General features: G+C 64.3%; 16 protein-coding genes. 13 read left to right on the forward strand and 3 right to left on the reverse strand.

What is annotated here, in order from left to right:
- From VMS96_08750 to VMS96_08785, 8 genes are all read left to right on the forward strand, one after another.
- A partial coding sequence (locus VMS96_08750) for a F0F1 ATP synthase subunit beta (GenBank protein HVP43510.1) occupies window positions 1-600 on the forward strand: 600 nt, incomplete at its 5' end.
- Window positions 601-668: 68 nt separating this feature from the next.
- Window positions 669-1,079: a F0F1 ATP synthase subunit epsilon gene (locus VMS96_08755; protein HVP43511.1), complete on the forward strand. Its 411-nt coding sequence runs from the start codon at window positions 669-671 to the stop codon at window positions 1,077-1,079.
- A 204-nt stretch (window positions 1,080-1,283) separates the two neighbouring features.
- On the forward strand, window positions 1,284-2,108 hold the full coding sequence (locus VMS96_08760) for a Stp1/IreP family PP2C-type Ser/Thr phosphatase (GenBank protein ID HVP43512.1): 825 nt from the start codon (window positions 1,284-1,286) through the stop codon (window positions 2,106-2,108).
- The gene (locus tag VMS96_08765) at window positions 2,090-2,887 is read left to right on the forward strand and encodes an FHA domain-containing protein (GenBank protein HVP43513.1); all 798 of its coding nucleotides are present in this window, start codon (window positions 2,090-2,092) and stop codon (window positions 2,885-2,887) included. Before VMS96_08760 ends, VMS96_08765 begins: the two co-directional genes overlap by 19 nt.
- Before the next feature lie 141 nt (window positions 2,888-3,028).
- Window positions 3,029-3,877 carry a 3-hydroxybutyryl-CoA dehydrogenase gene (locus VMS96_08770; protein ID HVP43514.1) on the forward strand — a complete coding sequence of 283 codons (849 nt, stop codon included), beginning with the start codon at window positions 3,029-3,031 and terminating at the stop codon, window positions 3,875-3,877.
- Window positions 3,878-3,880: 3 nt separating this feature from the next.
- Complete coding sequence (locus VMS96_08775) at window positions 3,881-4,219, forward strand: hypothetical protein (GenBank protein ID HVP43515.1); 339 nt, start codon at window positions 3,881-3,883, stop codon at window positions 4,217-4,219.
- Between the two features lie 126 nt (window positions 4,220-4,345).
- Window positions 4,346-5,134 (forward strand): MBL fold metallo-hydrolase, encoded by a 789-nt coding sequence (locus VMS96_08780; GenBank protein ID HVP43516.1) that lies wholly within the window; start codon window positions 4,346-4,348, stop codon window positions 5,132-5,134.
- Window positions 5,135-5,139: 5 nt separating this feature from the next.
- Window positions 5,140-5,577 (forward strand): hypothetical protein, encoded by a 438-nt coding sequence (locus VMS96_08785; GenBank protein ID HVP43517.1) that lies wholly within the window; start codon window positions 5,140-5,142, stop codon window positions 5,575-5,577.
- 125 nt (window positions 5,578-5,702) lie between these two features.
- On the opposite strand, the gene VMS96_08790 is transcribed toward VMS96_08785, so the two are convergent.
- Both VMS96_08790 and VMS96_08795 read right to left on the reverse strand, forming a co-directional pair.
- Window positions 5,703-6,647 carry a dihydroorotate dehydrogenase gene (locus tag VMS96_08790; GenBank protein HVP43518.1) on the reverse strand — a complete coding sequence of 315 codons (945 nt, stop codon included), beginning with the start codon at window positions 6,645-6,647 and terminating at the stop codon, window positions 5,703-5,705.
- Window positions 6,644-8,224 carry an alkaline phosphatase family protein gene (locus tag VMS96_08795; GenBank protein ID HVP43519.1) on the reverse strand — a complete coding sequence of 527 codons (1,581 nt, stop codon included), beginning with the start codon at window positions 8,222-8,224 and terminating at the stop codon, window positions 6,644-6,646. The genes VMS96_08790 and VMS96_08795 overlap by 4 nt, the downstream gene beginning before the upstream one ends.
- A gap of 234 nt (window positions 8,225-8,458) precedes the next feature.
- On the opposite strand from VMS96_08795, the gene serS reads away from it, so the two are divergent.
- The 4 genes from serS to VMS96_08815 all read left to right on the forward strand — a co-directional run bounded on the left by serS (window position 8,459) and on the right by VMS96_08815 (window position 11,271).
- On the forward strand, window positions 8,459-9,751 hold the full coding sequence (gene serS / locus VMS96_08800; protein ID HVP43520.1) for a serine--tRNA ligase: 1,293 nt from the start codon (window positions 8,459-8,461) through the stop codon (window positions 9,749-9,751).
- Between the two features lie 44 nt (window positions 9,752-9,795).
- Window positions 9,796-10,191: a hypothetical protein gene (locus tag VMS96_08805; GenBank protein ID HVP43521.1), complete on the forward strand. Its 396-nt coding sequence runs from the start codon at window positions 9,796-9,798 to the stop codon at window positions 10,189-10,191.
- 29 nt (window positions 10,192-10,220) lie between these two features.
- Window positions 10,221-10,913 (forward strand): outer membrane lipoprotein-sorting protein, encoded by a 693-nt coding sequence (locus tag VMS96_08810; protein HVP43522.1) that lies wholly within the window; start codon window positions 10,221-10,223, stop codon window positions 10,911-10,913.
- 136 nt (window positions 10,914-11,049) lie between these two features.
- Entirely contained in the window at window positions 11,050-11,271 is a 222-nt protein-coding gene (locus VMS96_08815) for a hypothetical protein (GenBank protein ID HVP43523.1), read from the forward strand.
- 41 nt (window positions 11,272-11,312) lie between these two features.
- Here the strand turns inward: VMS96_08815 and VMS96_08820 are convergent, their stop codons facing one another.
- Window positions 11,313-12,677: a glycosyltransferase family 39 protein gene (locus VMS96_08820; protein ID HVP43524.1), complete on the reverse strand. Its 1,365-nt coding sequence runs from the start codon at window positions 12,675-12,677 to the stop codon at window positions 11,313-11,315.
- An 87-nt stretch (window positions 12,678-12,764) separates the two neighbouring features.
- Here VMS96_08820 and VMS96_08825 point away from each other — a divergent pair.
- On the forward strand, window positions 12,765-14,782 hold a 2,018-nt coding region (locus VMS96_08825; GenBank protein ID HVP43525.1), incomplete at its 3' end, for a polysaccharide deacetylase family protein.

Consider the following 14,782-nt stretch of genomic DNA (forward strand, 5'->3'; position numbering starts at 1 on the left):
CAGCCCAACCTGGCGACCGAGATGGGCGAGTTGCAGGAGCGCATCACTTCGACCAAGAAAGGGTCGGTCACCTCGGTGCAGGCCATCTACGTGCCCGCCGACGACCTCACCGACCCCGCACCGGCGACCACCTTCGCCCACCTGGACGCCACCACGGTACTGAGCCGCGCCCTGACCGAGATCGGCATTTACCCGGCGGTCGATCCGCTGGCCTCGACCTCGCGCATCCTCGACCCGCGCATCGTGGGCGACGACCACTACGAGGTCGCCCAGGGCGTGAAGCGCACCTTGCAGCGCTATAAGGACTTGCAGGACATCATCGCCATCCTGGGGATCGATGAGTTGAGCGAAGACGACAAGCAGACGGTGGCGCGGGCCCGCAAGATGCAGCGCTTCCTCTCCCAGCCCTTCCACGTGGCCGAGCAGTTCACCGGGCACAAGGGCAAGTACGTGAAGATCGGCGACACGGTGAAGGGCTTCCGCATGATCCTGGAGGGCAAGCTCGACGACGTGCCGGAGCAGGCGTTCTACATGAAGGGCGGCATCGAGGAAGTGCAGGAAGCCGCCGAGCAGATGAAGAAGAGTGCGGCGGCAGCATAAGCAATCGCCGGTCGTCAGCAAGATTGGGATGGCCTGCGGCCGATGACCGAGGACCGACGACAAAGAAGATGGCAGAGACTCTCGAACTCGAAATCGTCACGCCCGACAAGAAGGTGGTCAGCGACCAGGCAGAAGAGGTCCAGATCCCCGGCAAGAAGGGCTACCTGGGCGTCCTACCGGGACACGCGCCGCTGATCACCGAACTGGCGGTGGGCGAGATCAGCTATCGTCGGGATGGGACGACGGTGAGCCTCTCGGTCGCATGGGGTTTTGCCGAGGTGCTGCCCCACAAGGTGACCATCCTGGCGGAGACCGCTGAGCGCGCCGAAGAGATCGACGTCAAGCGCGCCGAGGAGCAGCGCCAGCGGGCCGAACAGCACCTCAAGTCCGGCGATCCCAACATCGATTACGAGCGCGCGCTCAACGCGCTGGCACGGGCCGAGACCCGCCTGGCTGTCGCCGCCAAGAAGCACTCCTGAGGGAAGGCCACGGATTGACATGAACGGGTTACCCCGGAGGTGTCGAGTTCGGGAAGGCCCTTGCCAATCCGTAACTTGCCTGAGTACAATCCGCCAACTCCCCGAGACCCGCGCAGCCGCATGGCTTGCGGCGCTGGTGTGTGAAAGCCGCACGAAGGTAATCGAGTTGCGGTACGATTGCGCAGTCAACCCAGGAACCTCCGCATGAACCTAGCCGTCCAAGTAGCCGGAAAAAGCGATTTGGGGTGCATCCGCACCAACAACGAAGATAACTTCGGCTACGATACCCGCTTCGGCATCTTCGTGGTATGCGACGGGATGGGCGGAGCGGCCTCGGGCGAGGTCGCCAGCAAGCTTGGGGTGGACACCGTGCTGCAGTACTTCCGGCAACATGCCCAGAACGGTACCTTCCCGCCTTTCGGCAAGCAGTTCGAAGGAGTGTCGCAGCGCGCCAATGCGCTGGCCAGCGCCGTGCAACTGGCCAATGCCGAGATCTTCGAGACCGCGGGCAAGCAAAAGGAGCACGCGGGCATGGGCTCCACCGTGGTAGGGGTGGCGCTGAAGGGGAACTTTTTCTCTATCGTGAACGTCGGCGACAGCCGCATCTACCTGGTCCGCAACGGCGAGATCCGCCAACTCACCAACGACCACTCGCTGGTCATGGAGCAGGTGCGCCGCGGCCTGATCACCCTGGAGGAGGCCGAGACCTCGACCATCCAGAACATCATCATCCGCGCCCTCGGGTCCGAAGAGACGGTCGAGCCTGACGTGGACGACATGATGGCCATGCCCGGCGACGTCCTCATGCTGGCCAGCGACGGCCTGACCAAGCACGTCAAGGATCCCAAGATCCTGCAGCTGATCCAGAGCGCACCCACTCTGGAAAGAGCTGTCGATGACCTCATCCAGGCCGCCCGGGACGATGGCGGCGACGACAACATCACCTGCGTCCTGGTACGCCTGGTGAAGCAATCCTGGTGGCGGAGCATCTTTCCCGGAGGAGTCCACAAATGGCAAAACTCGCTCTGAAGTTCGAAGACAAGGTCCTGAAGGAGATCACGCTCGGGCAAAGCCTGGTCACCATCGGACGCCTCCCCGATAACACGGTCCAGATCGATAACCTTGCGGTCTCCGGGCACCACGCCAAGATCTATTGGGAAACCGATCATTACGTGGTCGAGGACAACAACAGCCTGAACGGGACCTTCATCAACAACCGGCGCATCACCAAGCAAGCGCTGCAGGACGGCGACTCGGTGCTGATCGGCAAGCACATCCTCGCCTTCAAGGACGAGTGGCACGAGGACGCGCCCACCGGCCATACCATGGCCGAGGTGCCGACCAAGCCGGTGCCCAAGATGGAAGCCACCATGGTCCTCGACACCAAGAAGGCCAAGGAGATGATGGCCCAGATGAAAGCCGGGGGCGCCGCGGCCGCGGCTGCTCCACCTGCGGGCGCGGGCGGATCGGCGTACCAGGCGCCGCCTCCACCGCCACCGCCGATGAAGGAGCGGGTCGGCACCCTGAGCGTCATCTCCGGGAAGACGGACCAGCCGAACTACACGCTGACCGGCAAGATGACGGTGATCGGCAAGTCGGAGATGGCGTCCATCAAGCTGAGAGGCTGGTTCAAGCCGCAGGTGGCCGCGGCCATCAACCGCAGCGAAGGCAAATACCTGATCTCGGCCTCGGAGAGGAAGATCGTGGTCAAGGTCAACGGCCAGCCTATCAGCGGCCAGCACCAGCTCAACGACGGCGACATCGTCGAGGTCTCGGGCGTGCAGATGACGTTCGGATACGCCGACTGAGTAGTCAGGAGTCGGGAGTCAGAAGTCAGGGAAGGCGGCGACCAGCCCGCCTTCTTTTCTTTGCCGGCGACTGGCGACCGACGACTGCCGACTGGGTTCTGCTACACTCATCCGTTTCTCTTCATATCTTTGGAGGCACTTATGGACATCAAGACCGTCGGCGTGGTCGGCGCCGGCGCCATGGGCAACGGCATCGCCCACGTATTCTCCAAGTCCGGCCACAACGTGATCCTGTGCGACGTGGAGCAACGCTTCCTCGACCGCGCGCTCGACACCATCAACAAGAACATGGAACGCGAGGTCGCCAAGCAGAAGCTCACAGCCGAGGACAAGGCGGCGGCGCTCAAGCGTATCCGCCCGGTGCTCGACCGCAAGGAGCTGGCCGCCTCCGACTTCGTGGTCGAGGCCGCCACCGAGCAATTCCAGATCAAGGCCCAGCTCTTCCGCGAACTGGATTCCGTCCTGCGGCCGGAGGTCCTGCTGGCCTCCAACACCTCGTCCATCTCCATCACCAAGCTGGGGGCGCTCACCAAGCGAGCCGACAAGGTCATCGGCATGCACTTCTTCAACCCGGTGCCGATGATGAAGCTGGTGGAGGTCATCCGTGGCCTGGCCACGGCGAACGAAACCTTCAGCGCGGTGTTCGAGCTGGCAAAGAAACTGGACAAGACGCCGGTCGAGGTCAACGATGCTCCGGGGTTCGTCTCCAATCGGGTGCTCATGCCGCTGCTCAACGAGGCCATGTATGCGGTGATGGAAGGCGTGGCCACGCCCGAGGCGGTGGACGAAGTCTTCAAACTGGGCATGGCCCATCCCATGGGGCCGCTGACCCTGGCTGATTTCATCGGCCTCGACGTCTGCCTCGACATCATGCGGGTGATGCAGGAGGGCTTGGGCGATCCCAAGTACCGTCCCTGTCCGCTGCTCATCAAGTACGTGGACGCCGGCTGGCTGGGACGCAAGTCCGGGCGCGGGTTTTACAAGTACTGAGTGATGCGGCGCGACATCCCGGTGTGGCTGGTGGGCATTGCCTTGGCGGCTCTGCTCGTCTTCGCCGATGTGAAGCTGGACGACAAGGGTGTCACCCTGGCGCTTGCTTCCATGTTCCCCATGGGACTGGGCATCTGGCGCCGCCAGCAACCGTGGCGCTGGGGACTGCTTTGTGCGCTGCCCTTGGTCGTCGGGCGGGTGGTGCTGGTCCGAGTCGAGCACCTGCAGCATTGGGAGGGTGTCGGATATGCCTTCGCCGCAGTCCTTCCCGCCGTCATTGGAGGCTATTTGGGCGCACTCTGCCGGCGGGCGGTCGAGATCCTCTGGCAGGAGAAAGAATAAGTGGTCAGTGGGCAGTGGCCGGTGGTCAGCAAACAAACTCTGGCCACTGCCCACTGGCCGCTCCTTCCACATATATTAACTAAGTCGTTACTCCCGCCGCGTGCGGCATCCGGCTATGCTGCCGGAATGAGTCTTCGTGTCGCCGTGCTGGCCAGCGGGAGCAAGGGCAACAGCACTCTCATCGCCAGCGCGAAGACGCGCATCCTGGTGGACTGCGGGCTCTCCTGCCGCGAGCTCTTCCGCCGCCTGCACGCTGCCGGGGAAGACGCGCACCGCCTCGACGCCATCCTGATCTCTCACGAGCACTCCGACCACGTAAGCGGCCTCCCGGTCATGGCGCGCAAGACCCGGGCGACGGTGTTCATGACCGGCCCGGCCAACGATGCCTGGGGCCGGTCGTGCGACGATTCCGATCTCGCCCGCCTGGAACTTTTTTCTGCCGGCCATCGTTTCACTGTGGGGGACATCGAAGTGACACCCTTTACCGTGCCCCACGATTCCGCCGATCCGGTGGCCTTTACCTTCCGCTGTGACGGGGTGAAGGCAGGCATCGTTACCGACCTCGGTTACATCCCAAGAAGTGTCAGTGAGCATGTCCGGGGGTGCGATGTGCTGGTGATCGAATCCAACCACGACCTGGAGATGCTGCGGACCGGGCCGTATCCGTGGGTGGTGAAGCAGCGGGTGGGGTCGCGGGTGGGACATTTGTCCAATGGCACACTCGCGGATTTTTTTGCCAACGACTATGATGGAAGTGCCGCATTCGTGGTGCTGGCGCATCTTTCGGAGCAGAATAATCACCCGGAGATCGCGCGCCGCACGGCGGAGGCTGCGCTTCAGCCGTGCCGGAACCTGCTGCACAACCGGCTGCTGCTGGCGGCGCAACACGCCGTGCTCGACCCGATCCGGCTTTGATTCGGATGAGTCACCAATGCACTGACAAGGTGGTGGGGGGCATCCTGGCGGGCTGGCGGTACGACATCTCCAGCCTGGCGCCGGAGATGCGCGGCGACTACGAAGCCCACTTCGCCGAATGCGCCCGCTGCCGCTCCCGGCAGCGACTGCACCGCACCATCGACATCTCCCTGATCGTCATCGCCACCATCTCGGCGATGCTGTTCCTGGTGGCCTTCGTCGCGGTGCGCGCTTTCTCGCCCCGCCACGCCCTGATCCTGGAGATCATCGCCCTGGGCGGCTTCGGCTTCTCCATCCTGATGTGGGTGGTGGTGGCCATCGCTACGCCCGCGCCGCTGGTGATGGTGGACGCCGCCAAGACCGGGGCCCGCGCCCTGCACGACCGGCTGCCGGAAAAAGTCCGCGACCGCATCCCGGAAGAGCTCAAGCAGAGAATCTCGTAGTCGCCAATTGGCGTCATCCTGAGGGGCTTTAGTCCCGAAGGATCTCGCGTGTGCCTGACGACCCTGTCGCTGCACGCGAGATGCTTCGCGCGCTGAAGCACGCTCAGCATGACGCCATCTATGGATCACGTCTGCAGGCCGCCGATCAGGTCGGTGATCTTGTCCACCCGGTGCTCGATGCACCAGTTGCGCAGGCCGTCCACGATTTTTTCAGTGGCGCAGGGATCGAAGTAGTTGGCGGTGCCGACCTCGACCGCGGTCGCGCCCGCCAGCAGGAATTCCACCACGTCCGCTGCGGTGGTGATGCCGCCGATGCCGATCACGGGCACGTCGACCGAGTGCGCCGCCTCGTACACCATGCGCAGCGCGATGGGCTTGATGGCCGGCCCGCTCAGCCCGGCGGTGACATTGGAGATGCGCGGCTTCCGGGTCTCGGCGTCGATGGCCAGGGCGACGAAGGTGTTCACCAGGGAGATGGCGTCGGCGCCGGCGTTCTCGGCTGCCCGCGCCATCTGCGGGATGCTGGTCACATTGGGGGAGAGCTTCACGATCAGCGGCCGCTCGGCGGCGTTCTTGGCCGAGGCCACCACCTCCTCCAGCAGCACGGGATCGCTGCCGATCATGATGCCGCCGCGCTTGGTGTTGGGGCAGGAGACGTTCAGCTCGTAGGCGGCGATGCCTTCGCCCTGGTTGAGGATGCGGATGGTGGTCTCGTAATCCTCGCGGGTGTAGCCGAAGACGTTGGCGATCACCACCGTGCCCTTGATCTTGCGCAGCAGCGGCAGCTTCTCCTCGACGAAGGCGCGCGCTCCCATGTTCTGCAGTCCGATGGAATTGAGCATGCCGGCGGCGGTCTCGAACAGGCGCGGCGGGGGATTGCCCGGCATGGGCTCCTTCGATAGTCCTTTGACCACGAAGCCGCCCAGCTTGTCGAGGTTGACGATGTCCTCGAACTCGACCCCGTATCCGAAGGTCCCGCTGGCGGCGATCACCGGGTTCTTGAAGCGGATGCCGCAGAAGGTCACGCTCATGTCCGGCAGGCTGGGGGGAAGCGGAGCGGGCGTGCTCATCGCGACGACTCCTTGGGCAGCGCTTCCGTCAGCACACGCCCCACGGCATGGGACGGCTTGTTGATGCCCAGCAGAACCGCCAGCGTGGGCGCCAGGTCCACCGGCTCGGCAGGCGCGCGGTAGATGCCGGGATTGAAGGGGAACCCGAACATCGCCAGGGGCACGTGGCGGTCGTAGGAATAGGGCGTGCCGTGATCGGTGGAATGTCCGGTGTTGGGCACGGAGAATGGTGGGGGAATGGTCATCACGTACCAGCCCTGCAGTGGTCCCGCGCTGTGGAGATAGAGCCGGCCCATCTCGGTTGCCGGTACCTCGCCGCGCGCCAGCTGCGCGTGGGTGAAGTAGCCGCTCATGCCCTGCTTTTCCGCGGCTTCTCCCACAAGCGCCTCGGCCGCCTGTTCGTCGATCTGGTTGGGGAACGCCTGGCGGTTCAGGAACAGCGTGGGCGGATCGAAGCCGGCGACGAACGGCGTCGTCTTGCCGGGCGTCAGTCTGGCGGAGAGCTGGCGGTTGATCTCTTCGACCATCTTGCGGCGGTCGTAGCGGACGTTCTCGGCCACGCGCAGCTCTTTGGCATGTTCCGGCATGGGAGCCACGCCGTGGTCGGCGGAGAGCGCGATCCACACATTCGCCAGCCCCAGCTTTTGCCCGAGGAAGTCGAAGAAATCCCCTAATTGCCGGTCGAGGGCCAGCGTCGCAGCCGCGATCTGGGGCGAGTCGGGACCGGTGGCGTGGCCTTGTTCATCGAAGCCCGAGAGACCGATGACCAGCACGTCGGTGGCGGGGCCGCTGCCCAGCTTCTCGTTGGTGATCAGCTCGCGGCCGAACTCCAGCTCATAGTCGGCGGAGTAAGGACTCGGTCCCACGACGTCGAAGAAGCTGCCGGCTTTGCGGTCGGTCCGCCAAAGCACCTTGCCGGAAGCGTCTTTCCACTCCTGGTTCCAGTACTTGTCGGAGCGGCCGCTGGCGTTGAAGTCGCCCACCCACTTCGGCAGCTCGGGGCGGTAGTAAGACGAAGTGACCCACACCCCGTCGTCGGTGGTCCAGTAGGCGGCATCGGCGGCGTGCCCGCCACTCAGCACCGCCGCATATTCCTTGAGGGCGATGGCGAAGACGCGCGCCTTGCCTCCGGTGGCCAGCTTCAGCTCGTCCCCCAGGCTCGAGCCCAGCAGGTTCCTGGGCGACGCCCCGCCACCCTCGCGTCCCACCAGCTTCGCGCGGGGGTCCTCGACCGGAGAGATCATCTTGTTCGACTGCGGGTCCCACCAGCGGTTCGACATGATGCCGTGGCCATCGGCATAGGCCCCGGTCAGCAGAGTGGCGTGTCCCGGAGCGGTGCGGGTGACCGCGTAATCGTAGTAGCAGGACGGGAAGTAGGCGCCGCGGTCAGTCAGCAGGCGGAAGCCATTGGGGCCGAATCTGTCGTGGAAGCGCTCCAGCAGGTCTTCGCGGAGCTGGTCCACCACCAGAATGACGATCAGGCGCGGCCGCCCGTCGTAGGCGGAAGCAAAACAGCTTGGGATCAGCACCAGCAGCAGTGCCAGGACAGCACAGGTGCGCGTGAGCGGAATTCGCATCTCCGGCTAGTTTACGCCAGCCAGTCGCCGGTCGTCAGTCGGCAGTCACCAGCAATCACTCTCATGGCGTCATCCTGAGCGGCTCTTAGCCGCGAAGGATCTCGCGTGCAGTGAGGCATGGCCTGAGCACACGCGAGATCCTTCGGGCCTGAAGGCCCTCAGGATGACGCCGGCCTTGTCTTGCGCTGACGACTGGCGACTGACGACTGCCGACTGCTACGATACTGGTTTCTTATGCTCGACCTGGCATTCGTCCGTGAGCATCTGGACCTGGTAGAACGCAAGCTGCGCGACCGCGGCATGTCGCCCGATGTCGTGCTCGGCGACTTCCGTACCCTCGATATCGAGCGCCGCCGTCTGATCACCGAAGCCGAATCGCTCAAAGCCCAGCAGAATAAGGCTTCGGAAGAGATCGCCCGCCTGAAGAAGCAGAAGCAGGACGCCACCGCCCAGATCGAGGCGATGAAAGGCTTCCGCGAGAGGATCAAGGCGGCGGAGGACCAGGCTAACGAAAAGGACAGCCAGCTCCGGCAGTTGCTGGCCGGCATCCCCAACCTGCCGCACGACTCGGTGCCGGTGGGGAAGACACCGGAGGAAAACGTCGAGGTCCGCCGCTGGGGCACGCCGCCGCGATTCGACTTCACGCCCAAGCCTCATTGGGAGCTGGGTGAGAGCCTTGGGGTGCTCGACCTGGAACGCGCCGCCAAGATCACCGGCGCCCGCTTCGCCGTGTACTGGGACCTGGGGGCCAAGCTGGAGCGCGCGCTGGCCAACTTCATGCTCGACCTCCACAGCCGTGAGAACGGATACACCGAGGTCCTGCCTCCCTACATGGTGAACGCCGATTCGATGTATGGGACTGGACAGCTGCCCAAGTTCGAGGCCGACCTGTTCAAGGTGCCGCACGGGGAGAAGACGCTGTACCTGGTCCCCACCGCCGAGGTGCCGGTCACCAACCTGTACCGCGACGAGGTGCTGGAGGCCGCTCGCCTGCCTATCTCGCTCACCGCCTATACCCCCTGCTTCCGCAGCGAGGCCGGCTCCTACGGCAAGGACGTGCGCGGCATCATCCGCCAGCACCAGTTCCAGAAAGTGGAACTGGTCAAGTTCACCCGTCCGGAGCAGTCCTGGGACGAGCACGAGAAGCTGACCCGCGACGCCGAGGCCGTGCTGCAGCGCCTCGGGCTGCACTACCGTGTGGTGACGCTCTGCACCGGCGACATGGGCGCCGCCAGCGCCAAGACCTACGACCTCGAAGTCTGGCTGCCAGGCCAGCAGCTCTTCCGCGAGATCTCCTCCTGCTCCAACTTCGAGTCCTATCAGGCACGGCGCGCCAATATCCGCTTCAAGCCGGAAGGGAAGGGAAAGACGGAATTCGTGCATACCCTGAACGGGAGCGGATTGGCGGTCGGCCGCACCTGGGTGGCGATCGTCGAGAACTATCAGCAGAAAGACGGCAGCGTGCTGATACCCGAAGTCCTGCGGCCGTATCTCGGAACGGACCGGATCGTTCCTCGAAAGCTCTAGGACCTGGCGACCAACGACTAGCGACTGTTAGACTTTAGGCGGCCATGAACCGCGTCTGGAGCACGATCAAGGGCTACATATGGTGGACCTACCCGCGCGGCAGTTTCCATTACGACGTCATGGTCACCCTGATCCTGCTCTTCATCTTCGTTTCGCCCTATTTTGTGAACTTCAACGACGAACCGACCGAGCGCACCCCGCATCAAACCGGAGTAGTCGTTTATCCGGACAAAGGCGGGCTGGTCTACCAGGTGGATGCCACGGCGGTCAAACCGGGGCCAAGGCCGCGCTGCGGCTCCGGCCAGGACGCAGCCGTCGAGAAGCAGTTACTTCGCATCATCGAGCCCATCTCCGGCGAAATCAGCATCGAGCATTATGAGGAAGTCTGCGACGGCTCCCATCATGTCATGGCTTACCGCGCCCATGTCGCCCGGCCGTGACCCGCAGCCGCTCCGGAGCATCTAACCAGATGATGAAAGCCCTGATCACGAGCCTGTTCGTTCTCTTGCTGGCCACGGTGTCCGCGGCCCAGCAACCCGGCCTGGAAGCGGTCCTGGACCGCATGGACTCGGCCGCCGCCGGCTTCAAGTCCGCCGAGACCGATTTCGTCTGGGACCAGTACGAAAAGGTGGTCAACGAGACCACCAAGCAGTCCGGCAAGATGTTCTTCCGCCGCAGCGGCAAAGACATCCAGATGGCCGCCGACATCAATGGCGACACCCCGGGCGACAAGAAGTATGTGCTTTACCAGGGAGACAGGATGCGGCTCTATCAGCCCAACATCGACCAGGTGACCGAGTACGCCGCCGGCAAGGACAAGGGCGCTATCGAGAGCTTCCTGGTGCTGGGCTTCGGCGGGCGGGGCCATGACATGCTGAAATCCTTTGACGTCAAGCTGCTGGGCAACGAAGCCGCCGGCGGGGTGAACGCCGCCAAGCTCCAGCTCACCCCCAAGACCGAGAAGGCCCGGGGTGTCTTCGACCGTATCCTGCTGTGGATCGACCCGGCCCGCGGGGTCTCGGTACAGCAGCAGTTCTTCGAGCCCAGCGGCAACTTCCGCCTGGCTAAGTACAGCAATATCAAGCTGAACGAGAAGATTCCCGACGATGCCTTCCAACTGAAGACCACGGGGCATACCAAGGTGGTTAACCCCCGGGGGTAACTGGGCGGCTACACGTCACTGCACAAAGGAAATCGTTGTAGCAGAGTAGATGCCGGGCTATACTCGCGAAATCCTCCGGGCCGAATCTCGACCGGGCGCGCAAACCGAAACCGAGACCCAATCATCCAGGTGTGATATGGCCAAGGTTTTTACGATTCCGGTGCCCCCCGATACGCAGCGGGCGAAGCGCGTCCGCAAGAGCGACTCCCGGTATGTCGAAGGGCAGCGCCTGCTAGTAGGGGCCATGCGCTACCTGGCGCAGACCGATCCCAGCAAGAACCGCCCGGCCATCACTTTGCTTTCCGACCACTTCCGCAATAATTTCCGCATGAGCGACCGCCCGCAGCACCAGCAATGACCCGGCGGCCCACTTCCCTGGAATGTTCCTGAAGATGCCCGTCAGGGCGTCTGGTTGTTTCTGCGGAACACTGCCGCCGCGAAGACCAGCACCGCGGGATAGCACTCCAGCACATACCTGGGCTCCGGATTCTCCAGGGTGGAGAGGAACGCCGAGCGGAGCACGATCCACAGCAGCATGATGCCGGCGAAGCGCACCTGCCCCCGCACTGCGCCCACGATGGCCAGCACGATCAGCGCCAGGTTCGCTGCGCCCAGCGCCGTGCCGATCGCGGAACCCCTGGGATCGTCACGGAACTCCCACCAGCGGCTGTTGAGCGGCAGGGCCTCCGTGCGCGGCCGCAGCCACATGTCCGCCACCCGCAGGAGTGGGAGCCAGAGGTAATAACGCAAGCGGTTTGCTGCGATGCGCTGTTCAGCCAGCGCCCGGAACTGCGTGTCCAGCTCCGGTGGCATCTTCAGCGACTGGTTGTAGGTCTCGAAGAGCCTCAGGGTTTGGAGCCGCTGTGGCTCCGAATCGATGGCGCGCGCCGGCAGCTTGCTGGCGTCCAATTCTTCGCCGGGCACGTGCCAGAAGATGTCCTCGACCGAGATGTAGTCCACGATCCAGGTGCGCACCCAGGAGTAGAAGCCGGTCGGGGCGTATTCGTTGGGATTGTTGGCGTAGCGCGGCGCCAGGGGCTGGAACTGGCCGAAGACCCGGTGATTGCGGATGGTCCAGGGCACCAGGGGCGCCAGCCCCAACGCCGCCACCAGAAGGCCCGCGGCCACCACCCGCCGGACGTCGCCCTGCCGTATCGTCCACAGCAAGAGGTACAAGCCGATCGCCGCCAGCAGGATGCCGCCATCCGGCCGCAGGATGACGCCGGCGCCGGTCGCCAGCCCGCACACCGTCCACCACGTCACCCAGCGTTGCTCGCGCAGCCGATCCAACCCCTTTACCGCTCCCAGCAGTGCCAATGCAGCGAAGAAGATCGCCAGCGGTTCGGTGAGAGCTGTGGCATCGTAATTGGCGAAGAAAACGCACAGGGCGCAGAGGGCGAAGGCGATACGCGCCGCGCGCCCTCCCGCCGTCTCCCGCGCCACTTCCGCCACCACAAAACAGGTGCCCAGGTCGAGCAGGATCTGCGCCACCATCACCGCGGTGTAGTGCTCGATCCCGAAGATGGACCAGATCGCCACCAGGAACAGCGGGTATCCCGGTAGGCGGATCAAGGTGGGCGCCAGAGCGCCGTCCTCGGTCATGGCGTAGGCGTGGTGCTGCATCCAGTTCCTGGCGAGGTCGCCGTAAATGAACGAGTCCCCGGCGAGGAAGCGGAATTTCCACAGGAACACCAGCCGTAGGGCCAGCCCGGCCAGGGTGAAGACGAGCAAGAAAATGGCGTGTTGGCGCAGCCATGCGCGCACGCGCGGAATATAACAGACGCCGGCAGCCGAGGGCGGCGGTTTGCGCCACCCGGCTTCGCCGCCTTACGATAAAGAGAGCACTCCTTCATGGCCACTCCCGTCTTCTACGACCCCAAGCGCCGGCGCTGGCGCTGGTTGCGGCGCATCCTCGACGTCCTGGGCGTCACCATCACGGTGGTCATCATCGTCTTCGTGGTCAGCATCCTGCGCGGCGAGAACCTGCCCAATCTGCTGTTGACGCAACCTCCACGTCCCTATAAGGGGCTCAAGGAGAAGGAGCGCCGGCGGGCGCGGCCTCGTCCCGTGAGCCGCCGCACCACGAAGAAGCCGTCGCAGATCCCACTCAACAGCGTGGAGGGCATCCGCGCGGCTTACTACGTGCAATGGGACGCCGCCAGTTACGCGTCACTCAAGGAGTATCTTCCCCAGATCGACCTGCTGTTTCCCGAATGGCTGCACATGCTGACCCCGGACGGCAAGCTCCAGGGCGTCACCTCGCTCAATCAGTTCTTTGACGTGGTCAGCGGCTCCACCGCCCGGCCGGTGGACGACAAGGTCATGCGCCTGCTCAATCAGGAAAAGTCCGAGACCGAGGTCTTTCCCCTGGTCAATAACTTCAACACCCTGACCCGGAGCTGGATGGGAAAGGAACTCGGCCAGATGCTGTCGAGCGCCGAGGCCCGCCGGAATTTCCGGCAGCAGGTCGCGCTCTTCCTCTCCTCCGACAGGTACCGCGGGCTGTGCGTGGATTTTGAGGACGTACCCTTCGCGGCGCAGCCGGGTTTCCGCGCCCTCATCAACGAGCTGAACAACGATCTGCACGCGGCCGGCATGAAGCTGTACGTCAACCTGCCTGCCGACGACGACGATTACGACTACGGCTACATCGCCCGCCACAGCGACGGCATCATCCTGATGGACTACGACGAGCACTCCGCCACCAGCGGCCCGGGTCCTGTCGCCTCCCAGGACTTCTTCACCCGTAACCTCCAGCAGGCGCTGAAGGTGGTGCCCCGCGACAAGCTCATCGTCGCCATCGGCGCCTATGGCTACGACTGGACCGCGCCGGTGCCCGCCCGCGGGCGCAAGCATCCCGGCTTGCCCGGCGCGGTCGATGACATCACCATCCAGACGGCCTGGTTGCATGCCCAGGAGTCGGAAGCGGACATCGAATTCGACGGCGATTCGTTGAACCCGCACTACGCCTACGAGGACGAGCAGAACCGCCGCCACGACGTCTGGTATCTGAGCGCCGTGACCGCCCTCAACCAGATGCGCGCCGCCCAGCAGCTCGGCGTCACCACCTTCGCCCTCTGGCGGTTGGGCTCTGAGGACCGGTCTCTGTGGGCGATCTGGGACGCCCCCGGCGAGCCCCTCGCGCCCGGCAAGCTGCAGGACGTCCCTCCCGGCCAGGACGTGGACTACGAGGGCCACGGCGAGATCCTTCGCATCACTGCTACCCCTACGCATGGCAAGCGCAAGGTCAAGGTGGATCCCCAGACCGGCCTGATCACCGACGAAGTACTCAGCGACCTGCCCACGCCCTACCAGGTCGAGCAGTATGGCGGCAATCCCAAGGACCTGGCCCTCACCTTCGACGACGGCCCCGACCCCAAGTGGACGCCGCTCATCCTCGACGCCCTCAAGCGCGAGAACGTGAAAGCCACGTTCTTTGTCATCGGGGTCGAGGCCGAGCAGTTTCCTGGCCTGGTCCGGCGCATGTACGACGAGGGGCATGAACTCGGCAACCACACTTGGACCCACCCCGACATCAGCAACATCTCCCGCCGCTTCATGGCGGTGGAGATGAACCTGGGGGAGCGCTGGTTCTCCGCCCACATCGGCGCCCACCCGCTCTACTTCCGCCCGCCCTATTCCATCGACCAGGAGCCCGACACCGCCGACCAGGTGCGTCCGCTGGAGATCACCCAGTCGCTGGGCTACATCACGGTCGGCGACAAGATCGATCCCAACGACTGGAAAGAGAACCCGCGGCCGAGCGCCGAGCAGATCGTGCAGTCCATCCTGACCCAGCTCGACCAGAACCCGATCACCCGCGAGCGCTGCGACCCCCATCCTTGCGGGAACATCGTCCTGCTGCACGA

The sequence above is a fragment of the Terriglobales bacterium genome, from assembly GCA_035543055.1.
Lineage (GTDB): Bacteria > Acidobacteriota > Terriglobia > Terriglobales > Acidobacteriaceae > JAIQFD01.